At 47.7% G+C, this 14869-nt stretch carries 13 protein-coding genes and 1 pseudogene; 4 read left to right on the forward strand and 10 right to left on the reverse strand.

The window, feature by feature from the left end; genetic code table 11:
* Positions 1 to 339: 339 nt before the first annotated feature.
* Positions 340 to 1605, forward strand: a complete 1266-nt coding sequence (locus BMZ71_RS01850; RefSeq protein ID WP_086987849.1) for a Zn-dependent hydrolase — start codon at positions 340 to 342, stop codon at positions 1603 to 1605.
* 74 nt (positions 1606 to 1679) lie between these two features.
* A complete protein-coding gene (argH, locus tag BMZ71_RS01855) occupies positions 1680 to 3071 on the forward strand; it encodes an argininosuccinate lyase (RefSeq protein ID WP_086987848.1) in 1392 nt (463 codons plus the stop codon).
* Positions 3072 to 3203: 132 nt separating this feature from the next.
* Here the strand turns inward: argH and pyk are convergent.
* Positions 3204 to 4625: pseudogene (pyk, locus tag BMZ71_RS01860) on the reverse strand (pyruvate kinase); the annotation flags it as partial.
* Between the two features lie 146 nt (positions 4626 to 4771).
* Positions 4772 to 5701: an EamA family transporter gene (locus BMZ71_RS01865; protein ID WP_068559101.1), complete on the reverse strand. Its 930-nt coding sequence runs from the start codon at positions 5699 to 5701 to the stop codon at positions 4772 to 4774.
* 144 nt (positions 5702 to 5845) lie between these two features.
* Here BMZ71_RS01865 and BMZ71_RS01870 point away from each other — a divergent pair, with 144 nt between their 5' ends.
* Positions 5846 to 6847, forward strand: coding sequence for a nucleoid-associated protein (locus BMZ71_RS01870; RefSeq protein WP_086987847.1), 1002 nt, complete (start codon positions 5846 to 5848; stop codon positions 6845 to 6847).
* A 45-nt stretch (positions 6848 to 6892) separates the two neighbouring features.
* Here BMZ71_RS01870 and BMZ71_RS01875 read toward each other — a convergent pair whose 3' ends face one another.
* The 8 genes from BMZ71_RS01875 to BMZ71_RS01910 all read right to left on the reverse strand — a co-directional run bounded on the left by BMZ71_RS01875 (position 6893) and on the right by BMZ71_RS01910 (position 13606).
* Positions 6893 to 7747, reverse strand: coding sequence for an ABC transporter permease (locus BMZ71_RS01875; RefSeq protein WP_086987846.1), 855 nt, complete (start codon positions 7745 to 7747; stop codon positions 6893 to 6895).
* The gene (locus tag BMZ71_RS01880) at positions 7744 to 8658 is read right to left on the reverse strand and encodes an ABC transporter ATP-binding protein (protein ID WP_086987845.1); all 915 of its coding nucleotides are present in this window, start codon (positions 8656 to 8658) and stop codon (positions 7744 to 7746) included. The genes BMZ71_RS01875 and BMZ71_RS01880 overlap by 4 nt, the downstream gene beginning before the upstream one ends.
* 518 nt (positions 8659 to 9176) lie before the next feature.
* Positions 9177 to 9440 (reverse strand): metal-sensitive transcriptional regulator, encoded by a 264-nt coding sequence (locus BMZ71_RS01885; protein ID WP_086987844.1) that lies wholly within the window; start codon positions 9438 to 9440, stop codon positions 9177 to 9179.
* A complete protein-coding gene (locus tag BMZ71_RS01890; RefSeq protein ID WP_086987843.1) occupies positions 9437 to 9733 on the reverse strand; it encodes a rhodanese-like domain-containing protein in 297 nt (98 codons plus the stop codon). Before BMZ71_RS01890 ends, BMZ71_RS01885 begins: the two co-directional genes overlap by 4 nt.
* A gap of 1 nt (position 9734) precedes the next feature.
* Positions 9735 to 11387 carry an FAD-dependent oxidoreductase gene (locus BMZ71_RS01895; RefSeq protein WP_086987960.1) on the reverse strand — a complete coding sequence of 551 codons (1653 nt, stop codon included), beginning with the start codon at positions 11385 to 11387 and terminating at the stop codon, positions 9735 to 9737.
* Positions 11387 to 11701 (reverse strand): rhodanese-like domain-containing protein, encoded by a 315-nt coding sequence (locus BMZ71_RS01900; protein WP_086987842.1) that lies wholly within the window; start codon positions 11699 to 11701, stop codon positions 11387 to 11389. The genes BMZ71_RS01895 and BMZ71_RS01900 overlap by 1 nt, the downstream gene beginning before the upstream one ends.
* A 232-nt stretch (positions 11702 to 11933) precedes the next feature.
* Positions 11934 to 13115 carry an aminotransferase class I/II-fold pyridoxal phosphate-dependent enzyme gene (locus BMZ71_RS01905; RefSeq protein WP_086987841.1) on the reverse strand — a complete coding sequence of 394 codons (1182 nt, stop codon included), beginning with the start codon at positions 13113 to 13115 and terminating at the stop codon, positions 11934 to 11936.
* Entirely contained in the window at positions 13112 to 13606 is a 495-nt protein-coding gene (locus BMZ71_RS01910; protein ID WP_086987840.1) for an Lrp/AsnC family transcriptional regulator, read from the reverse strand. Before BMZ71_RS01910 ends, BMZ71_RS01905 begins: the two co-directional genes overlap by 4 nt.
* A 321-nt stretch (positions 13607 to 13927) precedes the next feature.
* Here BMZ71_RS01910 and BMZ71_RS01915 point away from each other — a divergent pair.
* On the forward strand, positions 13928 to 14869 hold a 942-nt coding region (locus tag BMZ71_RS01915; protein WP_143071383.1), incomplete at its 3' end, for a transposase.

The following is a 14869-nucleotide window of genomic DNA, read 5'->3' on the forward strand; positions in this document are numbered from 1 at the left end:
AAACCGCTGCGGATCCGCACGTTCGCTTGCCCGCATTGTCATACCACAGGTATTGACCGCGATGTGAATGCGGCCATCAATATCCTCAACAAAGCGCTTGCCCAGCGTTAAAGACACAGGTCAGGAACTGGCCTTGGTTAATAGGAGAAACCGCTGTTGCGTTGGATTTTCAACGCGGCAAGTCTGCTCTGTTCCCAGAAGCTCGGTCATTCATGGCCGAGTAGTTCACGCTCTAGGATTCAATATAGAAAATGAAATTAAAAAAAAAAATGAGAATGTCGGCATTTGTATGTAGCCTTATAAATAGGCAGCATTAAGAAGGGAGACCTACAAATAATTATGTTTAAGGCAAATAAACACCGCATCGAGAACCACATCGAGTCACTTGCACGTTTTACCTCAACTCCTGGGCACGGAACGACCAGACTTTCCTATAGTAAGGAAGATGCAGCAGCCCGCCATTACATCAAACAAGAAATGAATAACCTTGGCCTGGTTGTACGGGAAGATGCCGTCGGAAACATTTATGGAAGAATGGAAGGTGCCTTGAAAAATGCGCCTGCGGTCATCATCGGTTCACATTTTGACAGTGTCCCGAATGGAGGCTCTTTCGATGGCCCTGCTGGCATCGTCACCGGACTCGAAGTAGTCGCTTTGTTCAGGGATTATGGCTTCGAACCTCAATACCCGCTCGAAGTCATTGCCATGATCGAAGAAGAAGGTTCCCGCTTCGGAGGCGGCGTGCTGGGTTCCCGCATGATAGCCGGCCAAATCACTCTTGTAGATTTGAACGAAATGAAGGACAATACCGGCCTTTCCGCAGCTGAAGCAATGGAAAAAATGGGTTTCAACGCTGCTGAAATCGGCTCGGCTCAGCGCACCGGAAAGGATGTAAAAGCCTTTCTGGAATTGCATATCGAACAGGGTCCTTTATTGGAAGCAGCAGCTCAGGATGTGGGTATCGTAGAGATGATTGTCGGTATGACCGAAATTCGCATCACAGTGAAAGGGAAATCCGGCCATGCGGGAACGACTCCTATGGAAGGTCGTGCTGATGCCCTCGCGGGGGCGGTATCGATATTGAAGGAACTGCCGGGAATGGTATTGGATGAACCTGATAGGCCGGTTTTGACTGTCGGAAAACTGAACGTCCTCCCAAACGGAGCCAATGTCATCCCGAATCAGGTTACTTTTACGGTGGATATCCGTTCCGCCCATAGCGATACTATCCAGCGCATCCTGCAGAAAATCGAGCAGCTTGTGGCTGATGTGAAAATACCCGGCATCTCTTTCAGTACCGAGGAGTTACTCTATGCGGAGCCGGTCGAGATGTCAGCGGATATCCAAACCTTGCTGATCGAAAATTGCGAAAAACTGGGTCTGCGTTATCGGAAAATGGTCAGCGGTGCCGGTCATGACGCCATGATATTCGCGGATTTCACTGAAACAGGCTTGATTTTCGTTCCCAGCAAAGATGGCATCAGCCATACACCGGAAGAATGGACGGATTATGCGCAATTGCAAAAAGGGATTGAAGTTGCGTTCGAAACAATTGTACAATTGACGGAAGCAAAAGAAAAAAGCAGCAACACAGAAACGTACTAAAACACTATTAAAACAGCCAGGGATTGCAGTGTATTGATCCACCTAAAGTTAAGCACCCTGCCGAGGAGGAAATTATGGCAATTTGGTCAAATAATTATCACGGTTCCATGAATGAAAAGGCATTTGAATTCAATTCATCCATCGATGCGGATGCCCGTCTGGTCTATGCCGATATCGCCGGAAGTATCGCTCACGCAAAAATGTTGGGCAAAACCGAAATCATTCCCCGCGAAGAAGCGGATGCTCTCGTCAATGAACTGGGCAAAATGAATGATGAACTGCAGGATGGCGATCTGACCATCGATTTCTCGGAAGAAGATATCCACAGCTTCCTGGAAGCAGAACTGACGCGTCGCCTTGGCGCTATCGGCAAAAAAGTCCACACAGGAAGAAGCCGTAACGATCAAGTAGCGACTGCTTTGAAATTGTATTCTGTATCTGCGTTGGAGCACCTGTCCAGTCTTACTGCCAACGTTTCCCTCGCATTGAGCGAAAAAGCCGAAGAGCATCTGGAAACGATCATGCCAGGTTACACCCATCTGCAACGTGCACAACCGATCACTTTTGCCCATCACCTGATGGCATACACGGAGATGTTCCTGAGGGACAAGTCTCGTTTGGATGATGCCAAAGAACGGGTTCTGCATTATATGCCGCTGGGCAGTGCCGCGCTTGCGACTACAACTCTTCCGTTGGACCGCGCCTTCACTGCTGAAGCACTCGGATTCAAGGATTTTTCCCGGAATAGTTTGGATGGCGTATCCGATCGCGACCATTCCTTGGAAATGTTGGCGGATCTGTCGATCATCATGGTCCACATTTCCCGTCTGGCTGAAGAAGTCATCATCTGGTCATCACAGGAATTCGGCTTTGTGAAAATCCGGGATACGTTCTCTTCCGGCTCCAGCATCATGCCGCAGAAGAAAAATCCGGACATCGCGGAATTGTTGCGTGGAAAATCCGGCCGTGTCTTCGGCGATTTGATGGGCGTATTGACTTTGATGAAAGGTTTGCCGCTCGCATACAACAAAGACATGCAGGAAGAAAAAGAATTGCTGTTCGAAGCGATCGACACAGTGACCTTCTGTTTGGAAATCCTGCCTGCAATGTTGAACGATATGGACGTGATGGAAGCAGCCATGCTGACGGCTTCACAAAAAGGCTATCTGAATGCCACCGATTGCGCCGATTACCTTGTCGAAAAAGGTATCCCTTTCCGTGACGCTTACCAGATCACCGGAAACATCCTGAAAGAGTGTGAAGAACAGAACCTTACGCTGGAAAACTTCCCGTTGGAGATGTACAAAAAACACTCGGATGCTTTTGACGAAACCATCTATAAGAAGGTCGACCTGAAGGAATGCGTCATCCGCAGAAATGTAGCCGGCGGACCAGCACCGGAACGCGTGAAAGAGCATATCGAAGCAGTCAAGACAAAATTAGAAGACTACCAGATCATCTCGTGATCAATCATTGACAGAAAGAGGCAGCCTCATTTCGAGGCTGCCTCTTTCTGTGGTTTGGCGGTGGAATCTCTTAGTATAAATCCAATCCCAATACAAAAAACCGATCTACTCAGTGTTTTGCATTCAATCAGGTATGCGTTCGATTTTCATTAAATTGGTCGTGCCGCTTTCTCTTATCGGCGTCCCAGCAGTGATGACAATGGCGTCTCCAGGTTGCGCGAAGCCCTTTTCTTTCGCCAATGCGGTTACATTATTTAGCATATCGTCAACATTTTCAGGCTCTGCAATGACGAAAGCTTGCACACCCCAGACAAGCGTCAGCCCTCTCTGCACCCGTTCGCTGTAGGTTGCAGCCAAAATATTCGCTTTCGGGCGGTATTTTGAGATCATCCGGGCCGTATGCCCGGAGCTGGTTGCCGCTACGATGGTCTTGATGCCCAAATTCATGACCGTGCGGGCTGCAGCTTGGCTGATCGCTTCGGTAACGGAGGCCTTGTCGAACATAGACAATGCGGACAGGTTGCCGCCATTTGCCTCAAGAGCTTCTTCCGTCCGTTCCGCGATTCGCGCCATCATCGCGACAGTTTCGACTGGGTACTGGCCGACAGCAGATTCGCCGGAAAGCATGACTGCGTCTGTTCCGTCAAATATGGCGTTCGCGACGTCGCTCGCTTCTGCCCTTGTCGGACGCGGATTCCATTGCATGGAGTCCAACATCTGCGTGGCGGTGATGACCTGTTTTCCTGCCAGATTACATTTCCGGATCAGGTCTTTCTGTACGATTGGAACGTCGCCTCCGTTGATTTCCACACCCAAATCGCCGCGCGCCACCATCAGGCCGCTGCACACCTTGAGTATCTCTTCGGCATTCTGGACGCCTTCCTGGTTTTCGATTTTGGCGATGATCTGCGTGTCCGTCGCATCCATTTCTTCAAGGATTTCGATAATTTCCAGGATATCATCAGGTCTTCGGACAAAGCTTGCAGCGATGAAGTCCACTCCTTGCTGAACACCGAAGCGGATATCCGCAGCATCTTTTTCCGTCAGCCCCGGCATACTGAACTTGGCTTCCGGCACATTGATACCTTTTGAATTCTTCAGGGTACCGCCCACTTGGATAATCGCTATGATCTCTTTAGCTTCATAATCGATGTCCGTAACCTCCAGAACCAACAGGCCATCATCGATCAAAATATGCATGCCGATCGTCACATCATTGATCAGCTCAGGATAGGTGACAGAAAATTTTTCTTTTGTTCCCAGCACAGGTTTCATGCTGATGGTTACCGACTCCCCGGAAACCAAGGTAACGGCGTCATCGGTCATCTTATTTGTGCGGATTTTCTGGCCTTGGATATCCAGCATGATACCTATATTTTTGTTCGCCAATCGTGCAGCTTCCCTGACATTATTCAGGCTGATCATATGCGTATCGTGTGCACCGTGCGAAAAATTCAAACGTGCTACATTCATGCCGCTGTCCATCATCCTTACCAGCACATCGACGGAATCGCTGGCTGGTCCGATTGTGCAGACTATCTTCGTTTTTTTCACTATGATCCCCTCATTTCTGATTTGACCCTCTTCATAACCTGACATTTACCTATCTTCATTATAGAACAAATGCCTGTATTTAGAAATTATGACGCTATGGAATGCAAAAAACGTGATGCCAAAAAGCCTCACGTTTTCTTTGATATTCAGATATTCGGCTCGGTTTGGATAATCTCGCTTGCTTTTATCGGTTTTGTTTTCAACGTCAACAGGAATACGGTTGAAAGAATCAACACGATACCGACCAGATCCGTCCAGTGCAGACTGGTCCCTAACCAAAAAACGGAAAGGAACGTTGCAGAAAGCGGTTCGGCCGATGAAAGTAGGCTTCCGATTGTTGCGCCGATACGATGTACTCCCTCCAGATAGAGGCTGAAAGAAATCACCGTCCCAAAGATGATGATGACCAGCAATGCTGCAAATGCTGCAAGGTCCCAAGTACCGATGATCCGCCAAGGTTGATACACTAACGAAAGCAGAATGCCACCTATCAGCATCCCCCACCCCAACGACAGCAGCGTTCCATAAGTTTTGATGAGCCGGGCAGGCTGCAGATTGTAGATAACGACAGAAACAGCCGACAAGAGGCCGTAAATCAATGCCTCCTGTGATATGGCCAGACTATCAAATCGGCCATGTGTGGCCAACAGGAAAATGCCGGCGACCGCAAAGGTGATGGCTGTTAATTCAGCTGGCCGCGGTAATTTTCTGTTCTTGACGGAAAGGTAAATCATGATCAGAACCGGAGCCAAAAATTGCAGGACTGTAGCTGTTCCTGCGTTTGAATGACTGATTGTAGCAAAATACGTGTATTGGCAAAAGGACAGACCCAAAGCCGCGAACAGGAACAAATCCCTGCGGTCCCGCTTATCTTTCCAGACCCGAAAGATAGCCTCTTTTTCTTTTTTGTAGCACAACATCAACAAAATCAAACCGGCCATCAGCATTCTGACAGCGACCAACCAGCCGGATGTTAACCCGCGCTGCTGCAGCAGAAACTGCCCACTGGTGCCCGAAATCCCCCACAACAAAGCACCCACAACGGTGAATAGCACCCCGGATTTATAGTGAGACATTCCATCCCTCCTTTCCTTTACTTTTTTTCAAATAACATCATTATATGCGATGGCCGGACAAATAGAAAGCTTATATTTTTGCTTTGTCCGAAGAGCAATTTTGTGGGATACTGATAAGCGTGAACGAAACGGAGGTTGAAAAAATTGATACGCATTAAAGAAGCCATTTTACACATTTTGGACATCAACACGAATGAACCGATTTTTTCCTATGCCGGCCTGGATACATCCGAACGCATGATGATCGAATATATCGAAGCCATGGTCGCAAAGGTCGAAGATTCAGACAGCATGAAGGACGGGATTTTGGAAGAGGACAATCAGATGACTGCCCTGATCAAGAATTGCCAAAGCGATTTCGTCGAAGGCACGAAAGCCTTGTCGGAAAAATTCTTCAATGTGACCAAATTGAATCCCGAAATCCCGCCCGCGGATCTGCTGATCGCGCATTTTGAATTGGATGAAGTGCCATGCCTTGGGGTATTCAAGCTGAATTACTCAGACAGCTATACGCACTTTGTTTCGTATGAAGGGGATATTCTGACCAACCAGATCATCCTGAACCGTGCCATCCTGCCTTCGCAAAGACAAGCTATCCAGGAAGGCCTTGTCGTGAATTTGGAGCAGATGGTATACCATGTCATCGAGAAAAAACACATGATCGCAGAACTCGGTGAAAAGGTGAACTACTTCACGGAAATGTTCCTGGAGGATACACCGAAACCGAGCCTGAAGGAGAACATCTCGATCATCAAAAAGGCTGTCCAAAAGACCAGCAAAGCCTTCAATGATGAAGAATTCCAGGTATTGGCCGAAACGAAGGAAGCCATCGTCATGAGCATGCAGGAAGACAATCTCATCGATAATGAAAAGATTGCTGAGGCCCTGTTCGGCGATAACTTCGCCAAAAAGCAAAAATATTTCGAACAGGTCGAGGAATTAGGCTATGTTGACCGAGCCCCGGCAGAAGCGGCAGTAGCCGGTCCGAAATATTCCAAACAAAAATTCAGGCTCGATAACGGCATCGAAATCAGCATTCCACTGGAGCTTTACAAAGACCCGGACGTCGTGGAATTCATCAATAACCCTGATGGCACCACATCCGTCATCATCAAAAACATCGAGAAGATCAAAAACCTGTTTTGATCGAAAGAACCGCTGGCCTCGCATTGAGCGCCAGCGGTTCTTTGTTTATTTCGTTTTTCTGGATATGTTGAGGATGGACAAGCCGTAAAGCACCAGCGCTGTACCGATCAGAATCAGGATGCTGATGAAGGGCGTCACTGCGGATTCCCCGAAGCGGATGGTATGGCCCATCATCAGTTTGAAGGCATCCAACGCTTCAACCGGAGCGCCTTCGAACGAGATTTTCAAAGGTTCCTCCATCATCACTTGCCTCATCAAAGAAGCCGAATAGGTCATCGGAAACAGTTTGATGATCGTCTGCACATTATCCGAGAACTGCCCAATCGGCACGTACACCCCGGCAAGGAAGCCGATGATGGTGCCAAGAATCGTGCTGGCAGTCGCGAAAGCGTTCTGGCTATTGAAGAAAGAGGTCAGAAAATAGACCATTGCACTACTCGTCAACACGGTGAGCAGGATCAGGCCGAGCATCTTCAGTATGGCGAGCGGAGCCAACAATTCCCCACCATTCAAGAAGATATAAGCTTCGGCCAACACGAACGTGACAAGACTCATGATGAAGCCAACCACCACCGAACTCAGGATATAGGCTCCCGCCAACCTGCTCGAACGGATCGGCGAGACCGTAAAGTCCTTCAATATTTTATTGGCCCGGTCATCGATCATGACGGCGAATGCCCCCATGGTCGTCGTGACCCCGGAAACCGAAATGACACCGGACATGATCCAACTGTCCATGACGTACTGCGCGCCTACCGAATCCCCCAAAGCGCTCGTCAAATTTTTACCCAAGAAAAAGACGTAGAGTCCGATGATGATCAGCACCGCCAACAGGGAAAAGAAGACATTCGCCTTATCCCTGAAAAATATTTTGATGTTGCGCCCAATGATCGGTATCATTCCTGCACCTGCTTTCCTGTTATCGCAATAAAGGCATCATCCATGGAACCCGCCACCACTTCAAAATAAGTCAGGTAAGGTTTGCACTGCTCCAGAATGGGCAGCGCATCCAATGTTTTGCCTAATTTCACACGAAAAAGATCTTGTTGAACCTCATATTGCGCCTGATGAGCATCCAAAATGCTGCGCACCTCTGCAAGAGCCTCGGTGCGCAGCTTCAATACGTCAGAGCTGTATCTTTCCCGCAGCGCATCCGGGGTCCCTTCCGCGATGATTTCGCCTTCATCGATGATGACGACATAATCTGCGTTGGCTGCCTCCTCCATGTAATGCGTCGTCAGAAAAATCGTCATCCCGTGCTCCTCCTGGAGTTTCCGGATCGTATCCCATACATTCTTGCGGGTTTGGGGATCCAATCCGGTCGTCGGCTCATCCAAAAAGAGAATCTTTGGCGTATTGATCAAAGCCCGCGCGATATCGGCTCGCCGCTTCTGCCCGCCGGATAATTTTCCGTACGGCCTGTCCAAAAATTCCGTTACCCCGGCAGCCTGAGTTGCTCGAAGGAATGCCGATTCCCAATCAGCTTTGGACAATCCGTAAAAGCTCCCTCTCACCTCAAGATTTTCCTTGACGGTCAGCAATTTGTCCAACAAGTTCGTTTGGAAGACGACGCCTATATCGGAGCGGATCGCAAAGTCATCCTTCCCTAAAGTGAATCCATTTATCGTGACTTCCCCGCTGTCCGCCTGCAGCAGCGTGCAGATGATATCGATCGTCGTTGACTTGCCTGCTCCGTTCGGACCCAAAAACGCAAAAAGCTGGCCGGCATTCACATGGAAATCGATGTTCTTGACCGCCTGCACATCTCCGAAACGCTTTGATAAGCCTTTGACTTCTATGATTTTTTCCAACTGAAAACACCCTCTCTGATAGCGAAGCACTGCATATCCAGAATATTAAAACTTCTTCATATCCAGTGTATCAGAATGGGGAATGGAGACAAAATAATTGTGCGCCGGCGAGTGGCATTCTGTTCTTTGATGTTCTTTGAATGTGTACTCCGGCGAGCGGAGGCTTCGCCGGAGTTCGGCCAACATTCTGATTCCGTCCTCCGATGAGGGAAGCTTGGCCGGAGGTGAGGCTGAAAGTTACCGGTGTCCTCCGGCGGGCGGATTCTCGCCGGAGCTGGCGACCGCTTCAGCTGATTTCCTCCGGCCAACCGTAGCTAACCCTATACTGATAGTAGGTAACAAAAAAACAGTAGCCATCTCATTTCGAGACAGCCACTGCTTACATTTATCACGCTCTATCAAACGCGTTCTGATTCGCAGACACCGCTACCGTTTCGCAACCGGCTGTCGTCCACAAAAGCGGTGAACGGCAGCCGGTTACTCCAACGTACGGGTGTCTAAACGCGAATCATCACGCTCTATCTGCTCTTAACCAGCAGATTGATTGCTTGTTGGACGCTTTCTTCCTTGGACATGCCATCCTTCTCTTGGTCATTCACGCAGGCAACCAGGTTTTCCGCAACGATGATGCCCATTGCGCGATCGATGCTGGATCGGACTGCGGACAATTGCGTCACGACATCGGAACAATCTTTTTCGCTTTCCATCATGGCAAGTATGCCGCGCATTTGTCCTTCCGCACGCTTAATGCGGTTGATTATATTTTTGTTGTATTGGTTCACACAACTTCACCCCTCCAGGCCGAAATGCCTCCCATTACGTTCGTTACTTTGTAGCCCTTTGAAGCAAGATATTGGCAAGCTGCCATTGAGCGCGCACCGCTCAGGCACATAACATAGTAATTTTCATCCTTATCCAATTGATCTACAGTGTCTTCTAAACCGCTCAAAGGCATAGAGATGGCACCGTCAACGTGTGCATGTGCATATTCGTCTGCTTCACGTACGTCCACTAGTTTGACGGGCGTTTTTTTCCATAATTGTTCGAATTCCGGCATTGTTATTGATTGATACATATTATTTTACCACCTTTTCTGGTCTGACGGTTGCATACAGGCTGAATGCACCATCTAAATTTTTGACATTAAATCCATTTTGCTTCAATACACGTTCTGCTATATAGCTGCGTAAGCCGCTTTGACAGCTGACGATGATCGGTGTTTCTATCGATAATTCTCCGATACGTGCGCGCAAATCGTCGACAGGGATATTGATGGCGCCATTCAAGGCACCCAGTCTTTCGATTTCGCTCTCGCTGCGGACGTCCAACAATTGATAGCCTTCTTCCTGCATCTTTTCCAATTCATACCATTGGATGGATTCAGAAACGCCTTCGATGATGTTCATGGCTGCGTATCCTGCCATATTGACTGGATCTTTGGCCGATCCGAACGGTGGTGCGTACGTGAATTCCAATTCCGGCAGATCGTGGACCGTCAAATTCCCTTTGATTGCTGTAGCGATGATGTCGATACGTTTGTCTATGCCATCTGCCCCGATAGCTTGCGCTCCGTAAATTTCACCGGTTTTCGGATGGAAAATCAATTTCAGGACGATTGCAGATGCATTCGGGTAGTAGCCGGCATGGCTTTTTCCTTGGATATGTACAACTGCATACTCTTTTCCTGACAACTGTAATTGGCGTTCATTCAAACCAGTGGAACCACCGGCTAAGCCGAATACACGCACAATTGCGGTTCCGATGCTGCCTTTATTTTTTCTGTTCAAGCCGCTGATGACGTCAGCAACTTGGCGGCCTTGGCGGTTCGCAGGCGAAGCCAAAGCTATCATGGTATCTTCACCGGTGATCTGTTGCTTCACGATGATTGCGTCACCGACTGCATAGATGTCTTTTTTGCTTGTTTCATAGTTTTCATCGACGAGGATACCGCCGCGCATGCCTGTTTCGATACCCGCAGAGATTGCTAGGCTGTTCTCAGGTTGGACACCGACTGACATGATGGTCAAGTCGCTTTCCAATGTCACGCCGTTTTCCAGCACGATAGTTTTGCCTTCATTCTGGAAAGCTGTGGCCGCAACTCCTGTATACAGTGTCACGCCATTTGCTTCCAATTCATCCGCTAAGTAAGCGGCCATCTCTTCATCGAAAGGAGGCAAGACATGCGGTGCTTTTTCGACGATCGTCACAGCCAAACCACGGTGTGCTAAGCTCTCAGCCATCTCAAGACCGATGAAGCCTGCTCCGATGACGACTGCTTTTTTCGGTTTATGCTCAAGGATGAAACCTGTGACAGCATCCACATCCGGTACATTGCGCATCGTAAAGATGTTTTTGGCTTCGGACAGACCTTCAGCCGGTGGTACGAATGGTTTCGCACCTGGAGATAAAATGACTTTATCGTAAGCGAGTTGGTATTCGCCCTCTTTTGAACGGACTGTCACTTCTTTTTTATCCGGATCGATTGCGATCGCTTCGCTGAAAGGACGGACATCCAAGTCAAAACGTGCACGCAGTTGCTCTGGGGTTTGGACCAAGAGATCGCTACGTTCTTGGATATCGCCTGAAACATAGTAAGGCAAGCCGCAGTTCGCAAAGGAAACGAAAGGTCCTTTTTCCAATACGATAATTTCTGCATCTTCATTCAATCTTCTCAAACGTGTTGCAGCGGACATACCGCCTGCCACTCCACCGATAATAACAATTTTCATCATAGTTTTCCTCCTCTTGTAGGGCCTGACCATGCGGACATGCCGCCTTTGACATTGACTACATCGTAGCCTTTGGATTTTAAGATAGTCGCTGCACGTTTGCTGCGAGCACCTGATAGGCAAATCACATAAACTTTACCCTTGGGGGTATATGTTTCCACTTTTCTCAACGGAACATTTTTTGCTCCCGGAATATGTCCTCCGATGAATTCGTTCGGTTCACGGACATCGATTATTTGTGGTTTCTCGGTTAATTTGGCTTCCAATTCCTTTGTGGAAACGGAAGGCATACTGTTGAATAAATTAAATAACATACGTGGCTCCTTTTTCTTTAAGTATTCTCAATCGCTTATGGACTTATAATACCCTATGGGGTATATTTTGTAAACAGTTATTATTCAAAAATTTTGAAAATGTAAAAAAAGCCTGATACATGGCCAGTCTTTCGATACTCAACAAAATAAACGCCTAAACCGCTCTCTCGCATAGGATAGAGAAAAAAGACCGCAAAAGTTGCGTACGAACGCAATTATGCAGTCTTTCTTCTTATTGGTTGCTTTTTTTCTCTGCACGTAGGCGTTCGATAAAGCTTTTTATATGTTCGAAAGCTTCTTTCAGCTCTTCGATTGAATAAGCGTAGGAAATACGGATAAAGCCCTCTCCGCTCTCTCCGAAGGCCGATCCGGGCACAACAGCCACTTTCTCTTCTTGGACCAAACGGGTAGCAAACTCTTCCGAAGTCAAACCGAATTCGGTTATGTTGGGGAAGATATAAAAGGCACCATAAGGCACAAAACATGGCAATCCCAAGTCTTTCAGGACTTTCATTAAATAACGGCGACGTTGATTGTAGCTTTCACGCATCTCGGCAACATTATCGTCGCAGCTTCTCAATGCAACGATACCGGCGTATTGGCTTGTCGTCGGTGCGGCCATGATGGCGAATTGATGAATTTTGATCATTTGTTCCATAATGACCGGCGGAGCAGTTGCGTAGCCCAAACGCCAACCAGTCATCGCGAACCCTTTCGAGAATCCGTTGATGTATACGGTCCGTTCCTTCATTCCCGGTAAAGAGGCGATACTGACGTGATCTCCATTGTAGGAAAGTTCACTATAGATTTCATCAGTGATGACGAACAGGTCGTTTGCGATGATGACTTCAGCGATCGCTTCCAGGTCCTCTTTGGACATAACGGCGCCGGTTGGATTGTTGGGATAAGAAAGAATCAGTACTTTTGTTTTCGGAGTGATCGCCGCTTCCAGTTCTTCTTTCGTCAAACGGAATTGGTTCTTCTCCTGCAACGGGATGGCGACAGGAACTCCATCAGCCAGCACGATGCACGGAAGATAAGAAACATAGCACGGCTCCGCATAAACGACTTCGTCACCCGGATCCAACATGGCACGCAACGCCAAATCGATGGCTTCACTTCCGCCCACCGTAACAACGGTTTCATCCTCGGGGGAATAGTGCAGATTGTAACGACGTTCCAGATAGCGGCAGATTTCTTGGCGCAGTTCGGCCAAACCGGCATTTGCAGTGTAGAAAGTACGCCCTTTTTGGAGGGTATACATGCCTTCATCACGCACAATCCAAGGGGTGTCAAAGTCGGGCTCGCCTACCCCCAACGAAATCACTCCGGGTATCTCATTCGCAATATCAAAAAATCTCCGGATGCCGGAAGGTTTGATTTCCCGCACCTTAGCATTTATCGGATTTCTCATGGAGTAAGCACCATCCGTTTGTCGTCACCCTCATCCACGAACAACGTGCCGTGATCTTTATAACGTTTCAATACGAAATGAGTAGTGGTTGATTGTACTTCATCGATGACAGAAAGGCGTTTTGCGACAAACAGCGCAATTTCCTTCATCGGTGCTTTCTTCAATTGCACCATAAAATCAAACCCGCCGGACATCAGGAAAACGGTATCCACTTCCGGGAATTGGTAGACTTTTTCCGCGATACGGTCGAAGCCGGATCCTCTTTGCGGATTTACGCGCAGTTCGATGATGGCAGAAACTTCGTCGTCGCCGGTCTTGTCCCAATTGATCAAAGTATGGTAGCCGCAGATGATTTTGTCCGCTTCCAGCTCTTTCACGGCAATTTCCACTTCTTCTGTGTCAACACCCAACATAACCGCAACTTCTTCATCAGTCAATTTGTTGTTCTTTTCGATAATCTTCAGGATTTTTTCCTTCAATTCGTTATTCATCGTTTTGCCTCCTCTGGCTGTACGCATTCGGGCCATTTTCAGGCTCTGTTATTCATTTTTTGATAAATGAATTTTCTTTCATTTTATCACCACTACCATGCACTTGCAAATAAGTTTTCGGGAATGGTGATTGGTAAGAGGCCCATCCTCACTGAAAAAAACGCAAAAAAACTTGGGGCTGGGAAATAACTCTTGCCCAACAAAAAAATCCATCCATTCACTTGGTTAAAAAGTGAATGGATGGATTTGTTTTTAGAAGAAATAACGAATGAAAACCTTTATAATTGAGTTGAGAACAGCAATCAAAAGGAGGCATTCGTTATGTACCAAAATTATAGCACAATGGAAACCGCTCTGCCATTACAAGTGACCTTTTCTATTCCCGAAAATCATGAGGCGCGCCTCATCAGCCGGTTTGTCGATGCCATTCCGCAGGAATTTCTTCTGGAAGATACTTCCCATACCGGTCGTCCTGCATTCCATCCTGCCATGATGCTTAAGATGTGTCTGTTTGCCTACAGCCGTTCCGTCTTTTCTGGCCGTAATATTGAACGCCTGAATGAGGAATCCATCCCGATGAAATGGTTGACCGGTGACACGGCGGTCACCTATAAGACCATCAATAATTTTCGTTCAAGCGAACATGCCACAAAACTCATCAAGTATTCGTTCATTTTGTTTAGCTCCCTGTTGAGTGATAACGGGCTTATCAAGGACGACGCCCTCTTTATCGATGGCACGAAACTTCAGGCGGATGCGAACATTTACTCCTTTACGTGGAAAAAGGCCATCGATCGTAATGAGACAAACCTGAACCAAAAAGTGTCCGACCTGTATGAGGAATTAATCCAATCGGAGGTTAATCTCTGCCTTTCACAAGAACAGTTGGAAGATTCCTCTGGAATCGAAGCACTTGTAGAGGCGATAGAGGAAGAGCTGGCACAAGTGGAACAGGTGATTGCCGAGGAGAAACAAGTCCCAAAAGGCGGATCTGTTCACAAGCGGAGACGGCGGACGCTAAAAAAATATCTCAACAAATGCATCAAAGACCTCCTACCACGCAAACAAAAATATGAGCAAGACCAAGAAACCTTTCAAGGACGGAACAGTTTCTCGAAGACCGATCCCGATGCGACGTTTATGTGTATGAAGGAAGACCCCATGAAGAATCGGGAATTGAAGCCCGGTTACAACCTTCAGGTCGCTTCCAACAGCCAGTACATCCTTGGCTTTGATATTTTTGCGAATCCGACGGACACGCGT

Origin of the sequence: Trichococcus flocculiformis (assembly GCF_900113645.1) — a bacterium.
GTDB classification, from domain to species: Bacteria; Bacillota; Bacilli; order Lactobacillales; family Aerococcaceae; genus Trichococcus; species Trichococcus flocculiformis.